General features: G+C 42.1%; 19 protein-coding genes and 1 pseudogene. 13 read left to right on the top strand and 7 right to left on the bottom strand.

Translation table 11 applies throughout. The features are described from left to right. Window positions 1–15: 15 nt before the first annotated feature. Window positions 16–1,509 (bottom strand): hypothetical protein, encoded by a 1,494-nt coding sequence (locus E7303_RS05870; protein WP_292144275.1) that lies wholly within the window; start codon window positions 1,507–1,509, stop codon window positions 16–18. A gap of 194 nt (window positions 1,510–1,703) precedes the next feature. Here E7303_RS05870 and E7303_RS05865 point away from each other — a divergent pair, with 194 nt between their 5' ends. After that, window positions 1,704–2,423, top strand: coding sequence for a sulfite exporter TauE/SafE family protein (locus tag E7303_RS05865; RefSeq protein ID WP_292144274.1), 720 nt, complete (start codon window positions 1,704–1,706; stop codon window positions 2,421–2,423). 69 nt (window positions 2,424–2,492) lie between these two features. Continuing rightward, complete coding sequence (locus E7303_RS05860) at window positions 2,493–3,164, top strand: HAD family hydrolase (protein ID WP_292144273.1); 672 nt, start codon at window positions 2,493–2,495, stop codon at window positions 3,162–3,164. Between the two features lie 89 nt (window positions 3,165–3,253). Here the strand turns inward: E7303_RS05860 and E7303_RS18060 are convergent. Continuing rightward, window positions 3,254–3,340 (bottom strand): annotated as a pseudogene (locus E7303_RS18060) (DUF1349 domain-containing protein); the annotation flags it as partial. Between the two features lie 192 nt (window positions 3,341–3,532). Between E7303_RS18060 and E7303_RS05850 the strand changes: the two are divergent. Beyond that, window positions 3,533–4,066, top strand: a complete 534-nt coding sequence (locus E7303_RS05850) for a hypothetical protein (RefSeq protein WP_292144272.1) — start codon at window positions 3,533–3,535, stop codon at window positions 4,064–4,066. A 42-nt stretch (window positions 4,067–4,108) separates the two neighbouring features. Here the strand turns inward: E7303_RS05850 and E7303_RS05845 are convergent, their stop codons facing one another. Then, complete coding sequence (locus E7303_RS05845) at window positions 4,109–6,109, bottom strand: glycoside hydrolase family 3 protein (RefSeq protein WP_292144271.1); 2,001 nt, start codon at window positions 6,107–6,109, stop codon at window positions 4,109–4,111. A 190-nt stretch (window positions 6,110–6,299) separates the two neighbouring features. Between E7303_RS05845 and E7303_RS05840 the strand changes: the two genes are divergently transcribed. The 8 genes from E7303_RS05840 (at window position 6,300) to E7303_RS05805 (ending at window position 11,116) form a co-directional block, all read left to right on the top strand. Further along, on the top strand, window positions 6,300–6,845 hold the full coding sequence (locus tag E7303_RS05840) for a prolyl-tRNA synthetase associated domain-containing protein (RefSeq protein ID WP_292144270.1): 546 nt from the start codon (window positions 6,300–6,302) through the stop codon (window positions 6,843–6,845). Window positions 6,846–6,954: 109 nt separating this feature from the next. Then, window positions 6,955–7,440: a GNAT family N-acetyltransferase gene (locus tag E7303_RS05835; protein ID WP_292144269.1), complete on the top strand. Its 486-nt coding sequence runs from the start codon at window positions 6,955–6,957 to the stop codon at window positions 7,438–7,440. A gap of 210 nt (window positions 7,441–7,650) precedes the next feature. After that, complete coding sequence (locus tag E7303_RS05830) at window positions 7,651–7,815, top strand: hypothetical protein (protein ID WP_292144268.1); 165 nt, start codon at window positions 7,651–7,653, stop codon at window positions 7,813–7,815. A 37-nt stretch (window positions 7,816–7,852) separates the two neighbouring features. Beyond that, window positions 7,853–8,152 (top strand): HNH endonuclease, encoded by a 300-nt coding sequence (locus tag E7303_RS05825; protein WP_292144267.1) that lies wholly within the window; start codon window positions 7,853–7,855, stop codon window positions 8,150–8,152. Window positions 8,153–8,169: 17 nt separating this feature from the next. Then, complete coding sequence (locus tag E7303_RS05820) at window positions 8,170–8,754, top strand: SOS response-associated peptidase (protein ID WP_292144266.1); 585 nt, start codon at window positions 8,170–8,172, stop codon at window positions 8,752–8,754. 174 nt (window positions 8,755–8,928) lie between these two features. Next, entirely contained in the window at window positions 8,929–10,341 is a 1,413-nt protein-coding gene (locus tag E7303_RS05815) for a transglutaminase domain-containing protein (protein ID WP_292144265.1), read from the top strand. A gap of 49 nt (window positions 10,342–10,390) precedes the next feature. Continuing rightward, on the top strand, window positions 10,391–10,771 hold the full coding sequence (locus E7303_RS05810) for a DUF1284 domain-containing protein (RefSeq protein ID WP_292144264.1): 381 nt from the start codon (window positions 10,391–10,393) through the stop codon (window positions 10,769–10,771). Window positions 10,772–10,903: 132 nt separating this feature from the next. Continuing rightward, entirely contained in the window at window positions 10,904–11,116 is a 213-nt protein-coding gene (locus E7303_RS05805; RefSeq protein ID WP_292144263.1) for a hypothetical protein, read from the top strand. A gap of 12 nt (window positions 11,117–11,128) precedes the next feature. On the opposite strand, the gene E7303_RS05800 is transcribed toward E7303_RS05805, so the two are convergent. Both E7303_RS05800 and E7303_RS05795 read right to left on the bottom strand, forming a co-directional pair. Further along, window positions 11,129–12,307, bottom strand: coding sequence for an MFS transporter (locus tag E7303_RS05800; protein ID WP_292144262.1), 1,179 nt, complete (start codon window positions 12,305–12,307; stop codon window positions 11,129–11,131). A gap of 38 nt (window positions 12,308–12,345) precedes the next feature. Continuing rightward, window positions 12,346–14,781, bottom strand: coding sequence for an EAL domain-containing protein (locus tag E7303_RS05795; protein WP_292144261.1), 2,436 nt, complete (start codon window positions 14,779–14,781; stop codon window positions 12,346–12,348). A gap of 236 nt (window positions 14,782–15,017) precedes the next feature. On the opposite strand from E7303_RS05795, the gene E7303_RS05790 reads away from it, so the two are divergent. Together E7303_RS05790 and E7303_RS05785 are read left to right on the top strand one after the other, a co-directional pair. After that, window positions 15,018–15,950 (top strand): DUF1848 domain-containing protein, encoded by a 933-nt coding sequence (locus E7303_RS05790; RefSeq protein WP_292144260.1) that lies wholly within the window; start codon window positions 15,018–15,020, stop codon window positions 15,948–15,950. Between the two features lie 185 nt (window positions 15,951–16,135). After that, a complete protein-coding gene (locus E7303_RS05785) occupies window positions 16,136–16,525 on the top strand; it encodes a DUF4342 domain-containing protein (RefSeq protein ID WP_292144259.1) in 390 nt (129 codons plus the stop codon). A gap of 191 nt (window positions 16,526–16,716) precedes the next feature. Here the strand turns inward: E7303_RS05785 and E7303_RS05780 are convergent, their stop codons facing one another. Further along, window positions 16,717–17,760, bottom strand: coding sequence for a DMT family transporter (locus E7303_RS05780; RefSeq protein ID WP_292144258.1), 1,044 nt, complete (start codon window positions 17,758–17,760; stop codon window positions 16,717–16,719). A 244-nt stretch (window positions 17,761–18,004) separates the two neighbouring features. Then, window positions 18,005–18,703, bottom strand: coding sequence for a hypothetical protein (locus E7303_RS05775; RefSeq protein WP_292144257.1), 699 nt, complete (start codon window positions 18,701–18,703; stop codon window positions 18,005–18,007). Between the last annotated feature and the right edge of the window lie 374 nt (window positions 18,704–19,077).

Below are 19,077 nucleotides of genomic sequence, written 5' to 3'. Positions count from 1 at the left end.
GTAATTAAAATTTTTTTAAGGAACATAAATCTGATTAAAATTGTAAAGTTCACCGTCAATAACACCTAATGCGACAAGCATGTCACTGGTCATATAATACTCTTTAGCATCTGCTGACCAGCCGGGGTAATTGTCTCCCTTAAACTCTCTTCCAACAATGTATTCTTCCTCGAGATTTGCAAATTCACCATCATCAACAAATTTCTGAAGATAGATATCACAGTTTTCTTTGATCTTAAAAGAAACATTTTCTTCGATCAGTTTTCTTACATTCCCCTCATTCAGCATGTAAACAACATGATATACCGGCTCATAGTCCTCTTTTTCAAGTGCATAATAAGCGTCATCATCACTGCATTTTACGAGGAAGCGGTCGAATCTGCTGGAGCCTATAACATCTTTTTTGAATTCTTCATCTGTTCCATATTCAAGTTCTTTATTTACTTCCTCAAAAGAAACAACTGAGAATTGAGTCCCGTTTTCAGAGAAGATATAGCTGTTTTCTTCTGCGTTATCAACGTATTCTGTTTTGATTTTTTCTTCACGGTACAGATCGCCGGTAAGTGTTGTTTCATCAAACTTTTTTACTATCATATAAAGGTTGCTGTCATTGTCATAATACTTAACGGCATCAAAGGTGTTAGCTTTTGCATTTCCGATGCATGAAAAAGAGATGGTTTCATTGTTGCCTGCAAATTCTAAAGTAGGAAAAGCGCCGCTATCCCAGCTGAACCTGGCTTGTGTACTATCATCTGCTGAAGCGAAATGGAAGGTAATGTTTTCACCATCAATTTCATAGGTGAAAGGAATCCCTGATAAGCCATCTGTTGTCTGGGTAGAACCGGAAGTTTCGCTGTCAAAAACATAGTAGCTTGAGATGTTGTAAAGGTCATCTCCTTTGTATGCTGCGTATACAGCTCCTGAAAGCTGTGGATAACCATCAGATGAAAGACCTGCTTTTGTGAAATTAAGTACCTCTGAGTTTGAATATTTTTCGCTAAGTTCATCATATAATGAAGGGTCTGCGGAGATATCTACGGTGCCGTCTTTGTAGTTATGGTAAACACCATCTTCAGCAGCTAGATAATCAATATTTGATTCTTCTGTAATAACGAACTTGCCCGTATCTTTACTTACATATCCTTTAGCTATAGAGTTACGCATTGATATTATGAGGCTGTTGTCATCGGTTACAGCAATCGGATATGCTATCCCGCCGCTTTGGACAGAAGTGACTTTCTCGATAGAACCATTTTTTTCTATGTAAATGGTGGCTTCATAGGTTGCCAAATGTCCCATAGTGTCATCAAAAATATAACTTGTTACTAAAAGAGCATTTTCTCCCTCCCAGACAGGAGCATATGCATATGACTGTCCTGCGTGGAGAGAGGTGATGAGCTGCTCATACTGTGAGGTTTTGCCGGTAGTTTCTGTAGTGGTATTTCCACATCCTGCCAATGCTGAAATGGCAATTGCTGTTGATAAAAGTAATGTAGCTATTCTTTTCATAATTCTCTCCCATATTCTGATTTTTTTACACTATTTAATGATACGATTGAGTTTGCACAAGAATTATAAAAAAAGTATAAATTCAGAATGATACCCAGGGACGGGGTTGATGGACCATTTTGTTATTCAGAATAGCATGGAGTGTTCTTTTTGCGTATAATAGAGTAATTCGGAATAGAGGATGGAAGAGATTAATGTTTTTTTGGATACTTGCTTCATTGACAGCGTTTTATGTAAAGGGACTGTGCGGCTTTGCAAACACGCTTGTTTTTACTTCAATAATGAGTTTTGCTGTTGCGAACATAGAAATATCACCAGTGGAGCTGATTCTTGGCTTGCCGACAAACCTGATCATTAGCTGGAAGGAGCGAAGATCAATTGATCTAAAGGTAGTACTGCCTTTGGCCATCATGGTAATTATTGGTAGCACTGTCGGAGCTTTTCTGTTAAAGAACACAGATGTTACCGTAATTAAAATAATCTTCGGAATATTGGTTATTTTTGTTGGTATAGAGATGCTGCTCAGGGAATTGACCAAAAAGAAATCCAAGAACTCGAAGGTTCTGCTTATAATTATCGGTATTTTGTCAGGGTTTTTGTGCGGACTTTATGGAGTTGGAGCGCTTCTTGGGGCTTATATCGGGCGGACAACAGAGGATACAAAATCTTTTAAAGCTAACATTTGCACAGTATTCATTATTGAGAACACATTTAGGCTTGGACTGTATCTCTTTTACGGAATCCTGACTATAGATATGTTAAAAAAAGCACTGCTACTCTCACCATTTATGCTGATCGGCCTTGGCCTTGGAATGTATAGTGCCGGTAAGATAAATAATCTCGTAGTGAAAAAGATAGTGATAGTTCTTTTGATCCTATCAGGTGTGGTGCTGATTTTTACAAATGTTGCATGATATAATAAATAGAAATTGACTAAAAAATGTGAGAACTTTTAGAAGTCTTATTAGAGTTGGTAGAGCGGAATGAACAAAAGATATAGTGTGATTTTTGATATGGATGGCGTCATCTTCGATTCGGAGAGAGCATGTCTTTATACCTGGACGGAGGCGGCGTCCGGCTATGGAATAACTAATGTGCGCGAAGTGTTCGACAGATGCATCGGAACGAATATGAACCAGACCAGACAGATTGTCGAGGATGCCTATTCAAAAGAATTCGGCGAAGGCATTGCAGATAAGCTTCTTTCGGAGAGCAGCAGACTCTTCCATGAGAAATACGATGGAGGCAGACTCCCCATAAAGGCTGGCGTAAAAGAAATCCTGGAGTACTTAAAGGCAGAGAATGTTAGATGCGCAGTTGCGTCATCCACAAGGAAAGCGGTCGTGGAGGCGGAGCTTCGAGACGCGGGACTTATAGATTATTTCGAAGAAATAGTTGGCGGTGACTCAGTAAAGGTATCAAAGCCTGACCCTGAGATATACCTCATTGCCTGCGACAAACTCAAAGTAAACCCCGCAGACTCTTTTGCCATCGAGGATTCATATAACGGGATCAGGTCAGCCCATGCCGCCGGCATGAAGCCAATCATGGTTCCTGACATGATCCCCGCAGACGCAGAAATGAGAGACCTCGCAGACACAGTCTGCGAGAGCCTTCTGGATGTCATAGATTATTTTAAAAATAGCGTGGGATAAGGGAAATTTCATCTCTTTAGAATTGCTATTTCGTCTGGGGTAAGATAGATAAATAGCTGCAATTATCTACGTTTTCGTTTTTTTAGACCTCAATTGTCCGGCTTCTGGCCGTCATGAGCTTTCCAGGCGCACTCAGTCAGGGCCATATTCGAGAACTCTGCGGTAAAAGAGCTGTCTTAATCAATATTATACGGAATATACACGGCGAAAAATCTTTTTTTAACCTATGAAGTGGATGGCTGCCCATTAAATATCGAGCGTGTGAAGAAAAATGTGACTGAGTTTCTTGAATAGAGCCCCTTTAATTGCTAATATTCTTTTTATAATGCAAAAGAGCTGACGAAGCAAGCAGAGTATTGGAGGGAGATATGAGAACACTTTTTATCGGAAACAGCCACACGTATTTCAATGATATGCCCAAGATGTTCAAAGACATTTGCAAAGAAAATGGCATTGATATGCAGGTGACTATGCTCACTAAAGGCGGCATGGGGCTAGATTATCATGCAGATAATGAGCAGACCAGGTTTAATATTCTTTTTGGGGACTACGATTTCATAATTCTTCAGCATGTAGCTCACCCAATGGGCGAGTTTTCCGTGATGGAAGACGCTGCGGACAGGATAATGGAATGGATCAGGCAGACCAAGGCAAAAGCCTGCTTTTACATGACATGGACTGAGGAAGGAAACGAGGAATTTCAGTCGGAGATGTCAGCAAGATACAGAAAGCTGGCTGAAAAATATGGATGCCTTGTGGCGCCTGTAGGCGAGAGATGGTGGGAACAGATTCATGCTCATCCCGAGACAGATCTGTATTTTGAGGACAGAAGGCACGCTTCACCCGCGGGTTCTATGCTTGCAGCCAGGACTATATTTGAGACGTTAAAAGAGCTTTATTGAGAAAAGCTGTCAACTCAATCTCTTTAAATGTCAGCTTAGGTGTCACTCTAAGTCAGTGACACCAAAGCCTCTTTCATAAAGATAAGTATTGCTGTAGCTAAGGGACCCATCGGCATTTTCTGTAACATCAGGGATGTTTACAGGAAGATGGCCCTGGGGTTTGTTTGAGCCAAATACTGTTTCGATGGCGGCTACGATATTGGCGTTTGTGGCCTTTAGACCGGAGCCGCTGTCGGTTTTATCTGTGGGATCTGTGCCAAGGGCTGAGCCCATGTAGGCAAGGACAATAGCATCTGCATCCCTGAAAATAGCGGCATCATATGGCAGGTTTTCACTTACAAGAATGAACTTTCCGCCTGCAGCGTGAATGTCATTGATAGCGCTGGTAATTCCGATGTACTGAGGGCTGCTCTTATCTAGAGCGCCATTGCCGGATGCATAGGAAAAGCCAATCACGACATCTGAGCCGGATATCTTTTCCTTCATTTCGTCTGTGTAGTGGAGTTTGACATCGGCGGAGGGATCGTAATAATAATCAATATTTATGTTTGTCTTTGAATCTATGTAATCCCCCTTTTTCAGTTCATCAATAGCATACTGCAAAGCTGTGGCATCAGCATTCTGTCTGCCAAGAACGAAGATATTCGCTGTTTCTTTTGCGACAGGAAGAGTGCTGTCATCATTTTTTACCACTGTGATGGCCTGTCTGGCCATGTCCATTTCAGCATCGTGATGCTCCTTGGAACCGACAATCGCGGTACTGTCAGACACATTTTTTTCTATATCTGTGTTTTCAGTTTCATCCAGCAATCCGTGTCTCGCTTTCAGAGAGAGGATACGGGTTACGCTCTCGTCAATCCTGGCCTGGCTTATCTCGCCGGAAGAAACTAAAGACGAAATCCCGGAGATGTATTCATCATAGAAAGTTGCAGCCTCTGCGTTTTTCAGATCCATAGGAAGGAGCAGAATATCAACGCCGCTGTTAATTACTTCTTTTGCGATGTTTACGAAGTATTCAGAGGAGTCTTTTTCACCCGGAACAAGACCCGCGTCAGCAATTGCGTCCATTTCAAGGGCATCGGTTACAACAACGCCATCGTAGCCCATGTCTGTTCTGAGGATGTCAGTTATGATCTTTTTTGACATAGTAGCTGGGAAAAAGCCGCTAGTTACACCATCTCCAAATGTCTTTTGCTCGTCGATAAGAGGAAAAGTTATGTGGGCCGTCATGATCATTTCTGCACCGTTTTCGATTGCCGCTTTAAAGGGCACAAGCTCGGTCTCCTTGATCTCGTCATAGGTCTTTTCAACAGAAGGCGTACCGATGTGGCTGTCTACACTGGTATCTCCGTGGCCGGGGAAGTGCTTATAAGTTGCAATGATGTTGTTCTGGGCAAGGCCCTTCGCATAAGCGCTGCCGAGCTTAGCCACCAGGGCTGGATCGTCGGAAAAAGACCTTGTGCCAATAACAGGGTTTGACGGATTATTGTTCACATCAATGTCTGGCGCAAAGTCAGCATTAAAGCCAAGAGCGGCAAGCTCTTCGCCAAGAATATTTCCGGTTTTCTCTGCATTTTTTTCTGAATCTGTCGTGGCTCCGATGGCCATATTTCCGGTCATACGTGTTCCCGAGGTCAGCCTGATCACGATTCCGCCTTCTTCGTCCACAGGAGTCAGATAAGGAATATGCGTAGAAACGCCTTCCGCCTGCATGTTATTATCCTGAAGCTCTCGGAGGAGCCTTGTCACCTGTTCATTTCCGGTAATATTGGACCCATATAATATTACGCCGCCATACTGATGGCGCCTTAAAGCCTCGCTTAACTCCGGAAAGGAACTGAGATCCGTTACATTTTCTTCATTCCAGGTTCTGAAAGCCGGGATTATCATTTGCGAAATCTTTTCATCCAGAGACATCTTTTTTACCAATTTGGATATCCTGGCGTCGCCCTTCACAGCGCCACATCCGCTCAGCAAATAAGTGCTCGTTAAAAGTGTAATCGTAAGAATAATTGAGATAAATTTGGAAAACTTTGACATCATTTCAAGAACCCTCAAAAAGAATTAATATTGCTATAATGTATGTTAATGTTCATTTTATCATTTATGACTTTTGTTTCATCATGGGGAGGGCATATTTTAGATTAATTTTAGAGATTGTTGTATGTAGTAGGAAAATCTTATAATGAAATAAAAAAGTTTTGGAAGGATTATATCGGTAATGGGAGTGGAAATGGAAATACATAACGGAAGACCGGAAAACACTGAAGGCAGGCTCTCTAGAGAGGTAAGAGTCTATGATTTTTTGGATGAACTTGGAATAGAATATCAGAGAGTAGATCATGAACCGGCCATGACTATGGAGGCCTGTGAAGCAGTAGATGTGGCGCTTGGAACGACCATGTGTAAAAATCTCTTTTTATGCAACAGGCAGAAAACGGCATTTTATCTGCTTTTAATGCCCGGAGACAAGAAATTTAAAACAAAGGAATTGTCGAGTCAGATAAACTCAGCAAGGCTCTCTTTTGCGGAAGCTGAAGACATGCTCAAGTATCTTGATATCGAGCCCGGCGCAGTAAGCGTCATGGGCCTTATGAATGACAAAGGGCATGATGTAAGGCTTCTTGTGGACGAAGACGTCAAGGCCGGGAAGTACATAGGCTGCCACCCCTGCGTTAACACATCAAGCTTGAAGATAAAGACTGAGGACATCTTCGGGAAGTTCTTGGCAGCAGTCGGCCATGAGGCAGAGATTGTCCACCTTGTTGGAGAAGATTGATGAAGGTGAGAGTGGAAGGGTGGCTATCTTGTTGGAGAAGTCTAATGTCGGGAAGAGCGAAAGGTTTGCAGAGATTTTGACTTAAGTGGCTGGTTTGGGAATGGAAAATATGGGGATGATTAAATTCAGAGAAATTACAGAAGCTGACAATGCCGCAGTAGCTGCGCTTGTTAGAAACAACTTGGAACAGTTTAAACTTAATATTCCGGGAACAGTGTATTTTGATGATGCGCTGGACCATCTGAGCGATTATTACGATGGAGATGGGCGGAAATACTTTGTCATCGAAGGGGATGATGGCCAGGTTATTGGTGGAATCGGTTATGATAGATTTGAGCCCATGAAAGATACAGCCGAGCTGCAGAAATTATACCTGATGGATTCTGCAAAGGGCTCAGGCCTGGGCTATAAAATGATAGACTTTATCGAAGGCAAGATGCGAGAGGCTGGGTATAAGGCTTCGTATCTGGAAACCCATGACAATCTTATGGCCGCCATTCATATCTACAAAAAGAAGGGCTATAAGGAGATAGAGCGCCCCAAAGAGGTAGTGCACAGCACAATGAACAGATTTTTTTGGAAATTGCTGGGATAATGGCTTGTAATTTTTGAACTTGTGTTTTGAAAAACGTGTTTATAATTGCGGTTTATTGATTTGTGGGATAAGATTGATGAAATAAGTTGAGCAATAATCGATTAATTATCCTACTCGAGGATAAATAATCATTCCTGCAAGCACTCATAATGGGATAAAAAATACAGTTTCCATGCTTTTATCCCACATGGCTAAGAGCGAGGAGAAACAATGACTAACAAAAAGAATACAGATAAAAACCAGTCGGAAACAGCTGCTCGTCCAGAGATAAAATTAAAAAGCAATCCAAAGGCAGATGCCATGAAAAAGGCGCCTGATGAAGTCATTGCCATGGCCATCAGAGAGGCCCTGATAAAAGATAAAGAGGGCAGATAAACCAAAAACAGATTGTCAAAAGACACAGGGGGCAATTATGCGGGGAATCAAGAATCATAAGTTGCAGCTAAAAGACCGGATTATGGCAAAGACAGGCGGGGTGTGCGCAGCATGCGGGAAACAACTTGAGAGGCAGAAAGTTACGATAGACCATTATGTCCCCAAGTACCATGGCGGCACGGATGATGAGAGAAATCTTTTGCCTTTGTGCAGAAATTGCAACAGGCAGAAATCATCCAGAATGGTGGTGGCTGAGGACTATTATCGATTTCTTGGAAAAAGATATTGCGAAATGGCCAGTGAATATAGGGATGAACTGGAAAGGCCTGTGTCTTAAGCAAGGAGGACAGTTATTTGTGCTGTAGATATTACTTTAGTGACAAAGCTGCATATAAGGTTGAGAGCGACTTAAAGCTAACCAAAGGAGCGCTCGCTACTCGCGCGGGAGACATTACTCCGGGGATGTCGACTCCGGGAATCATCTGGAATAGGGCAACTAATGAAGATTTCGCGCTGGAGGATTTGTTTTGGGGAATAACTTCCAAAGACAGAAAGCTCATCATCAATGCCAGGGCAGAGTCGGTGACAAAAAAGTCGATGTTTGCCGATAGCATTCGGAATCGCAGATGCATTCTGCCTGCTGCTGGATTCTACGAGTGGGACGCAAGTAAGACGAAGTTCAGGTTCAAAAGAGCTGATGAGAAGCCAATTTACCTTGCAGGTTTCTATGACCTTAGTGATAACAAGGACTCTTTTGTAATTCTGACGACCTCGGCAAATGCGTCAATGAAGCCTGTTCACGACAGAATGCCGGTAATGATTGATACGGGAAATGTCAGGGATTATTTAAAAGACCCGGCCGCAGCCCTTGAGATGTTAAAAGAGCCTATGCCAGAGCTTGATAGAAGCAGCGATTACGAACAGCTGAGCCTGTTCTGATCTTTTATCCGAACCCTGTAAAAGAAATGGCAAAAATTTTTAAAAAAATTTTATGCTAATATTCCAAAATAATAATTTGTCAGTGTTATAATGCGCTTGGGGAGGCTGAAGAGGCCTCTTTTTGCTTTAAAAAAAGAACACCTTAAGGATCATGGATGAGAGGAGAAGGTGGCGATGAAAGATTTTCTTGCAAAGATACTGTATTTCATTCTGGCATTGATCATTTTGATGTGCGTATATATTGGACTGTGCGCAGTCAATCCTGCCTTGTCGGAGCCTCTAAAAAAAGTTGTGGCTGACATCGAGGAGAAAAAGAGAATCAGTGCAGAAAGTGCTGCTGAAGCAAGCGCAGCTGCCGCAAGTTCAGAAGCGGCAGCAACAGAGACTTCTTTGGAAGAGGAAAAAGAAAAAGAGTCTGAAACAGAAGAAGTCAGCACAGATGGGCCGGAGACAGCGCATCCCTATAATTTTGATCTGACTTACAAGGACTATGTTGATGCGTGGGACGACAGCGTGGTTGATGAAGAACGCAAAGACAATCCTGATTATAAGGAGTTTGTGGATGCTTTCATAAATCCTTCGGAAGACGCGGATGAAGGGGATTACCCCAAAGACAGTTCCCATATGCTCTCGCCGCAACCTGAGATTGTTGATATTGAAGATGAAAAAGAGGCGCTGGAGATCATCGACAGCATTGATCAGGGTGAGACCGGCGTAGGTCTGGAGTTTGACGAACTTTACTATCCTTACTATCATATGCTGAATGACAGATGCAAGGCTTTGTACAGGCAGATGTACGCCAATGCCGTTGCGCTTAACACGAAGTTTGCGCCCATAAATGAGGCAACCACCAATAAAGAGGTGGAGAGCGCGTTCTGCTGTCTTTTGGATGACCATCCGGAGCTCTTTTGGGTGGATATATCCTATTATTTCCAGTATGACTACAATGGAAATGTTATAGAGTTTGACTTTGATTTTTATAAGAATTTCAATGATATTGCTTCAGCGAGGGACAAATTTGAGGCTACAGCCCAGAGCCTGGCAGCAGGTGCTCGGAGTTTAAGTTCTCCTTATGAAAAAGAGCTGTATATTCATGATCTGATAGTGGATAAGCTCAATTATCAGTACAATTCTCTGGATCAGAGTGCCTATAGTTCGGTGGTATTGGACAATACTGTATGTGCGGGCTATGCCCGTTGCTTCCAGTATCTGATGCAGCTGGTTGAGGTTCCAACCTACAATTGCCATGGTTGGGGCGGGAGCGAGCGCCATGCCTGGAACATAATTAAGCTTGATGACGGTTTCCACAATGTGGATTGCACCTGGGATGATTCGCTGGCTGGTTATGATTATTTCAATCTTAGCGATGCGGAAAACAAGTGCCATAGAAGAATGGAGTTTTCGGTTTATCTTCCTCCATGCGTTTCATCCGATTACAAGCCTGCGTCAGGGCAGGAAACTATCGATGCTGGTTCGGAAGCAAGTTCCGCTGCGAACAATGGGAATACTAATATTTCAATAGAAGTGGAAGATAACGGGTCGACAATCACAATTAAGGCTGAATCATCTGCTTCGTCTGGTAATTAAGCTGGCGCAAGTGCTTCGGTAAGTAATAAACGGAAAGAAGAGTTATATCATGGAAAAATGTTTAAGACCCCATCATGGGATGTGTTTTCAGTTCTATGAAGGCAAGGGCTACAGTGCTGATTTTACAGACCATATGGGACGTGTGATAAAAGAGCTAGAGGCTGCCCCGGAGCAGAAGGTGGTGCTGAAAGCTCAGACAGATATTGTCTGCAAAAATTGCCCAAACAATGAGGGCGGCCTGTGCAGTTCTCAGGACAAGGTTATCAGATATGACAAAGAAGTGCTGAAGGCTTGCGGACTCAGTGACGGATGCGAGATTTCTTTTGACAAGTTCACAGGACTGGTCAGGGACAGAATAATTAATGCGGGTATCCGAGGGAATATCTGTGGTGATTGTAGCTGGGATTACATCTGCAGGGGAAAAGAATAAACGATATTTTGCTAAAAAAGTGAAAATGATCATAGAAAGTCGCCGTATCGGTCATATATCCACAATCCTTTCCGGGATATACTTTAGCTATAAGAAACAATAGTTTATGTCTTTGAAAGGATGGTGTTTGTTATGTTATCACTGTTATTTATAATATTTTTCTTCTGGATTTTTGGTAAGATGATCGGCCTGGCATTCAGAGCAAGCTGGGGGATCATGAAAATTATGTTTACACTTGTATTCCTTCCACTTATTCTTTTCGGACTTTTGATCAGAGGACTTGTATACATCGCACTTCCAGTATTACTGATAGTTGGGATTTGCAGTCTGATTGAGAGAGCTTAAGATAAAAATCTTCTAGCGGCTCCTCTTTACATACATCCTACCGGCGCAGATAGCTGCGGCAATTGAGAAGATATAAAAGGCGGCCAGTATTCCAATGGCCATTCTCATTCCCAGGTGCTCTGCATTGAAGCCGGTGAGGGCTGTGAAAACAACACCGCCGATGCCAGTTGCAGTGGTGATCATGCCGGTTGAAAAGGCGGTGTTTTTTCCGGCGAAAGGAATCATCATATTGAGAACGCATGGATAGATGGCGCCGCTGGCAAAGCCAAGAGGGATGCAGAGCGCAAATACCACGAGGCTGTTATCCATAAGAGCTACAAGAACGGTGAGAAGTGGAATTGCCACAAGGGCAGTAAGCAGGATGGCTCTGGCTCTTTTAGCAAAATAGCCCACGAATACTCTCGAAGGGATCATCATTGCCCAGAACACTGAGAGGGCGTAGCGGCCGAGGCCTGAGTCCAAAACGTCCGCGAACAGAGTTTCTACAAAGTACGCGAAGCCGTTTTCAAATCCAACATAGATGCACATGATAACGCAAAGAAGCAGGATTCCCATAAGGAAGAATTCTGTTTCTTTTTTTGTGGACCCATCTGCGACAGCTCCCTTGGCAGCAGCTTCTCTTTTCCCCTCTCCTGATGCCATGATTCCGGCAAAAGAAATGAGGCTTCCCACTGCGAGAATGACAAAAAGAACTTTCCAGGTAAGCCCAAGTCCAAGGTAATACTCCACAACAAGCGGAGCCACCAAAGCTCCGAGGGCATACATGGAGGTCATGAATCCGATTTTTTTGCTTCCGCTGATGGGATAGGAGTCTGCAAGAGCAGCGATGGATATGAACTGAAGTGCACTGGTGGTGAGGCCAAGAAAGAACACACCTACAACAAATGCACTTTGTAGACCAATTATCTGGATTCCTGCGGCGGCCACAAACTGGACCACCAGCAGTAGCTTTATACACTTTGTTTTAACGTTGGCGTCTGCCCATGCGCCAAGGATCAGAGGGGCAAGCATGGTGGCAAAGAGCTCAGTTGCCGCAAAGAGGCCTTTGGAGGTCTCGGAAAGATCGTAGTTTTGCCCGATGCTTCGAAGACTGGCCTGATAGCCGCCTGCTTCAAAACCGTTAATGAATATGATCAAAAAAAGCACAAGCCATAAAAAGTCGAACTTTTCAGATTTATCATTACTGTTCATGGAAACCTCCTGAGCAGATATGCTTTTTTTAGTACCTTCTACTGCTGAACGCGTTCAAGGACCTTGTGGTACATGTTTTCATCTGTGGCTTCTTTGTCAGATCTGAGCATTGCTGAAATGCTGACTTTCAGCGTCATCTTGTTGCCATCGAGCTCTCTGATAGATTCGATTGCTTCTTTTAACTGACTGCACAATTCATCAACTTCAGACTGTTTGTCAGTATATAAAAGCAGCGCAAATTCTGACTGTATCATTCTTGCTACAGCGCATTTATCCTTTGTGACTTTTAGTATTTCCTGGCCCATTTGGTGTAAGAGCTTTTCGATAAAGTCTTCTCCATAATCAGCCATGACTCTAGCATGTTTCGTGTTTCTAAGTATGATAAGCGCATAGTCACGCCCAAGATTATGGTAGTTCTGGGAATAATCTATCAGGACATCAAGGAAACCTTTTTTATTCATACAACCGGTAATAGTGTCAGTTCTTTTTACGTTATAAAGTTTGTCTATTCTGGCCATCTCCTCATCAACATCAAAGAAATAGCCCATTAGACCGGTGATCTCATTACCGTCATATATAGGAGCTTTGAAGCACATGATGTTATGGACAACGCCTTTTACGATGCAGTAGCCTGGAACGCCTGAAACCACGGCACCATTTGTAAGAACGTCAATTTCGTCGTCTCTGTATGCTTTTCCGTCGATATGCCAGCCCATCTCCTCATCGTCTTTGCCGAGGATATCGTCGATGGTAAAACCGTAGAAGTCAAGGAACGCTTTGCTGGCGCCCATAAATTTCCTGTTTTTGTCCTTCCAAAAGAACTTAAGATGAGAGGCAGTTACAGTGTTTTCCCACATTTTTGCATACATTTGTGAGTCATCAGACTTAAGCCCGTAATCTTCGCGGTTATATAATTCCTGGATTTTGTTAAGGATTGAGTGGGTATCGTCAGGAGTTGGCTTTGTGCACATGAGGAATTCTTTTCCCTCTGTACCCGGTATCAGCATGAAGGACAGGCCTTTCCATTCATAATTGCCATCAATCTGTTTGATCCTGAACATGTTCTCAACATAGCCTTTGAAGCTGCTTTGTACACGGCTTGTCAGAGTGGACCAGTCGCAGAAAACATCGAATTTTTTTGCGTCAGCCAGTGCTATATAATCCTTCTTGAACTTTTGAACGTAGGAATTAAGGCGCATGCCATCGGTTGGAGCATTTCGCATATAGCGGAACTTTCCAACAAGCGGAATGATCGTGTTGTTGGATGGATTGATCTGAGCCACGGTGTCAAACATGTGATTTATTTCTTTTAACCTGAAAGCAAGGCTGTTGCTCTTTTCAATATTTGAATCAGTAGAAATATTGCGGATGGAGCTAATGTAGATATGGCTCCCGGCGTTTTCCGCGATCTCTTTTCCCTTGAGGCACAGAATGCTGCCGTCAACAGTGAAGTATAAGGTTTCAAGGTTCTTGCTCTGCTTAACGGTATCAACGAATTTCATTAGCTGGGCATTAAAAGAAGAACGGGAATGGAACACTTTCGCGTCAATCGTCTCCAGGTCATAGGAACTGCCAAAAGCCTGGGTTTTATAGACTTCATTCATGAAAAGAGTTCTGAAAACGCCGTTGTTATCTTCAAAAATTGCCAAAGGCTCGTCAGTACGCCTCGCATGGAAGCTGGCCACATCGTAGAAATGGCGCCACTGCCTCTTTTCAATCTCAATATTGCTCTCTTTGATATGGTCAAAAAGGTCATTTATGGGCATTGGTTTGCCGTAGTAATAGCCCTGAAGTCGGCCACAGCCGATGTTTTTGAGAAACTCCACCTGCTCCTGGTTTTCCACGCCTTCTGCCAGCGTCATGATATCAATTTCTTTTGCCATGATGACTGTGGAAGTTATTATGGCCTTGGATTTGGCGTCAAAGGAGCGAAGAAAAGACATATCGAGCTTAAGGGTGTCGAAATGATAGTCCTTAAGGACGGTAAGAGAAGAATAGCCGCTACCAAAGTCGTCCATCCACACCTCATAGCCGGTGCTCCTGAAGCGCTCTATCATGTCGGACATCAGCTCGGCGTCAGATACGATCATGCTCTCGGTTATCTCAACATGAATGTAGTCTCTTGGAATATCGTACTCGTCCACCGCATCCTCCAAAACCTTGAGCATGTCAGTGGCTTCAAGGTCAAGGCGCGAAAAGTTGATGGACACAGGAACTGCGTCGAGGTCATTATGAATACGCTCTGAAATGTCGGAGCAGACTTTTTTAACGATCCAGCAGTCAAGCTTGTGGATCTGCCTGCTCTCTTCGAGAGCGCCTATGAATTTATCAGGTGAAAGAAATCCCATTTCAGGGTCGATCCATCTTGCCAGAGATTCAGCGCCGCAAAGCTGCCCTGTGAGCGCGCGAACAACAGGCTGGTAAAATACTTTAACCCAGCCATTTTCCAGTGCTTTCTCGATATTAGCAACCACGTAATCGCGATTTTTTTGCGTTCCTGATCATTGTCTGAAGCAAGTGGCATGAACGTAATCTCCACGAAAAATTATTGCTATATTGAGCATAACACAAGTTGGATAGTAAATAATACTGCTAAAATGATTATAAATATGACAAATTTAATAGTTGTTTTCAAATAAGTCGTTTGCAATAAGTAGTAGTTACCGCGTAATATAATTATGGAGCTTTAAGTATTTGAAAGGATATAAGTATGATAATTCAGACCGGGTCTCGCACAGATATCCCGGCCTTCTATGCTGACTGGTTTGCAAACAGGCTAAAAGAGGGCTTTGTCTATGTGCGGAATCCTTACAATATGACATATATTACAAAGTATTTGCTAAATCCTTCGGTGGTTGACATAATCTGTTTTTGTTCAAAGAATCCGAAACCCATGCTTAAATATCTGGATCTTTTGAAACCATATGGAATGTATTGGTATGTGACGATCACGGGCTACGGAAGGGACATAGAGCCCAATGTTCCGGATATACAGGATGTGGTAGAGACCTTCAAAAGACTCTCTGAGTTTGCGGGCGTGGATTCAATGGGATGGCGATATGACCCGATTTTCCTGGATGACAAATATACGAAGGATTATCATCTTGAGAAGTTTGAGGAGATCGCATCGGCCCTTGATGGCTACACGCAGACGGCAGTTATCAGTTTTATAGATATGTATCAGAAAGTGAAAAAGAACTTTCCCGAGGCCAAGCCTTTAGAAAAAGCAGACAGGATGTACCTTGGTGAAAAGATGACTCAGATTGCGAAAGATCATGGAATGACGCTTCGGCCCTGCGCTGAGGGGAATGAACTGGAAGTATTTGGGGCAGACTGCAGTGGCTGCATGACTCAGGCAATGTATGAAAAGGCTGTTCATAACAGCATGAATTTCCCAAAGGTAAAGAATGCGCGGGCTTCCTGCGCGTGCTATCTTGCGAACGATATAGGCATGTATAATACGTGTCTTCATATGTGCAGATACTGTTATGCCAACTATGATGCGAAGACTGTAATGGATAATAATGAGAATCACGATCCGCTTTCGCCGCTCCTTATCGGGCATGTAAGGCCAGAGGATGAGATTCATCAGGCAGAGCAAAAGAGCTGGATCGACGGGCAGTTATCATTTGATTTTCTGTGAGATGGAGTCATGCTAAACAATGGCCAGATCTGGGCTGCTTTCCTGCTGATTCTCAAAAATGGCAAAATAACGTAGATTTTTTTGCTAAAGAAAACATGTAATTGAGTTCGCAGCAGCAATACAATGTATTCATAGTACAAGCAACTAAAAACATTTTTTTTAAGAAAGGATGTTGGTGAGGAATCATGAATATTACATTAGAAGCTGTTGAAAAAGTAATGGAGCAGACAGGCGTTGATTACAAAGCTGCAAAAGAAGCTCTCGTTAAAACTGACGGAGATGTTGCTGCAGCAATCAAGCTGATTCAGCCGGATTCAAAGGATGTTAGCGATGACATCAAGGAAGCAATGGACAAGCTTAAGAAGAAAGTCGAAGAAGGAAACGTTGACAGAATTCAGATCAAGAAGGGCGACGAAGTAGTATTCAGCGTACCTGTCAATGTAGGAATTGTCGGTGGAATTCTTGGACTGGCAGCAGCACCTTGGGCACTGATTGCTGGATCAGTTGCAGCATTTGGACTTGGTTGCAGACTTGAAGTTGTCAAAAAAGACGGAACTACAGATGAGATAAAATAAAAATCTTAAATGGATGAATGAAAGATATAGTGGTGATAAAGTTATTGCCACTATATCTTTTTTATTTGGATAAGTTTTAAATGAAACCAGTTTTTATTGGAGGAATTCTATGCAGGGTAGACTGTATTTTGAAATGATTTTTAAAATGTGATTATTTGCGTTTCCTGTCTGCATGAATTAGTTCTTTTGACTCAGGTATGGTCATGCTCAGCTTTTGAAAGAACTTCCAGTTCTTCCTTAGTGTGATGGTGGCCATGTTTTCCATCAGTCACATAATGATTGTGCTCATGGGAATGCGTTACTGTATGCGTATGCGTATACCCATCGTGAGTATGGGTGAAAGTATGCACATGCACATGAGCATGCTGCCTTATCAAAGTATCCACCACAACAAGACTGGCACCTGCTGCCATGATCAAAAATGCCACAGCGTACATTCCGGTGAGCTTTTCATGCAAAATAATAAAGGATAAAAGTGCTCCCACGAAAGGTGCAACCGCATAATATGCGCTGGTTTTGGCTGCACCAAGTACGCTCTGCGCTCTGATATATAGAAAAATACTCAGTCCATATGCAACAAAACCTAAAATAAGGGCTGGGAGAATATATCTGATCTGCGGAAAAGATTCATGTTTAATAAGAGCAATTCCCAATGCTCCAAGTCCTGAAAAAATTCCCTTTAGAGTCACAATCTCGTAAGTGCTTTTGGACGCAATGCTGCGGGTACAATTGTTTTCAAGTCCCCAGCAGACTGTGGCAAGAAGCACCAAAAGTGAGCCATAGGAAAACTTAAAAGAAAGACTCCCTTCAAAAGAAAGCAATATGCTCGATAGTGAGATAAGTCCAATTGCTGCCCAAAGCCTTTTGGAAACAGCTTCTTTAAATAAGATCAGCGCTATTACAGTCGTTGCCACAATCTCGAAATTGCCCAAAAGAGACGCATTCGATGATGTCCCGTAAGTTAATCCAAGCATAAGAAAAACAGGTGCTGCTATATCCAGTACGATCATCCCTATTACGAAAGGAAGGTCATTTCTTGTAAGCCGATCCTCCTTTTCTTTCTTACTCATAACAGAAATACAACTGATTCCTATTCCCGCACCCAAATACAGAAATGCTGCCATCATCGTAGGTTCGACATTATTTAAGAGCAACTTTGACATCGGGACATTTATTGCATAAAAAACCGCTGCCAAAAGTGCATACATAATCGCTCGTATTTTTACTTTTTCCATCGTTGCTGCTCCTGCGCCGATTCTGATAAGTTACATCTTTTTGTAAAATAATTTTTAGAAATAATATAAAATAACATCATCTGATATAAACAATAATAAAAATCCTCTAAATAATTAGTCAAATGATTAATAATTATTTCATTGATAATTATATTCAAAAAACATTTGGGGTGTTTATTTAATTATGAACTGTTGCTTACTCATCAAATCATTTGCAGCTACATTCATAGTTGCAGGCATATACCTATGCATCCCCTTCACAAAACATTTCAATTAGCATCTTTCTCATCCCCTTAATATCCAAGGGATTGTGTTCTGTCTCATATGTAAATATCAGATTTTTACCCGGATAGATTCCACTGGCTCTATACAGATCCATTTTTTCCATTGTTTTTAATCTATAACCTTCATCATCCATATATCCAAAGTGCTCAAAATATATTATTTCTCTTGTCCTCACTTTAAGTAATGTAAAATCCGGATACTTAAGCTTTCCATTGACCATTTTTACAGGACATTCATAATGGTAGGGAATGCCTAATTCATAGATAGTGTCTGCAATTATTGCTTCAGATTTAGACCTAACCTTTTCTCCTCTGCGTGTATCGAATATTTTCTTTTCAGGTTCATATGGATTTGGTTTGAATGTCTTAGACTGCCACTCTTTGGCTATTAGATCATCAGATAGAATATAAGGTGTTACCAGAGCTCTTCTCTCAGGAATCAACTTAGTATATGTATCTTCTGTTGGATTCTTATAATTCACAAGAAATCTATCAAGCAAATTAAGTTCATACTCAGCAGTTTTAATAAATTGTTTTTTGTAGTCACTTTGTGCTAATCGCTTAATGACATCCGTTTTCTTCATTGACAGATATTCCCCAGTTTTATCTGAGACCCCAGTCACTTTGTAATAGCGTGTTTGTCCTCTTGTTTTACTCACTCGCAAATGGCCTACTGATTGCTCTTTCTCGTCTTTCGCCGCAAGTTTGATTGCCTTCTCTAACAGCGCTCTACGTCTATTAACTATATTGATCAGCTCATTCATTTTTTTATCTTTCCTTTCTCACGCAAAAAAATCTCACATAAAAATACTTATAATTCTTTTATTTGAGTATCCTTTGGCCTAGACTAGGTGCATTGAGTAGCTAGTTGTATTGGTTTGCTTTTCTACAATTCATGACCTAATCTTCATTTTTCTTTCATTTAGGTCATGTTTTTAGCGCATCCATAGGCTTGCTTGGTCAAGTCCTAAATGTGGTGTAAAATGATTTCCTGATTTAAAAGTAGTGGCTGTGTTCGCCATCCTTGACGTCC

This window comes from Butyrivibrio sp., from assembly GCF_015056685.1.
Classification (GTDB): domain Bacteria; phylum Bacillota; class Clostridia; order Lachnospirales; family Lachnospiraceae; genus Butyrivibrio.
The sequence above is the reverse complement of the archived record's forward strand: the minus strand, read 5'-3'. Positions and strand labels throughout refer to the sequence as shown.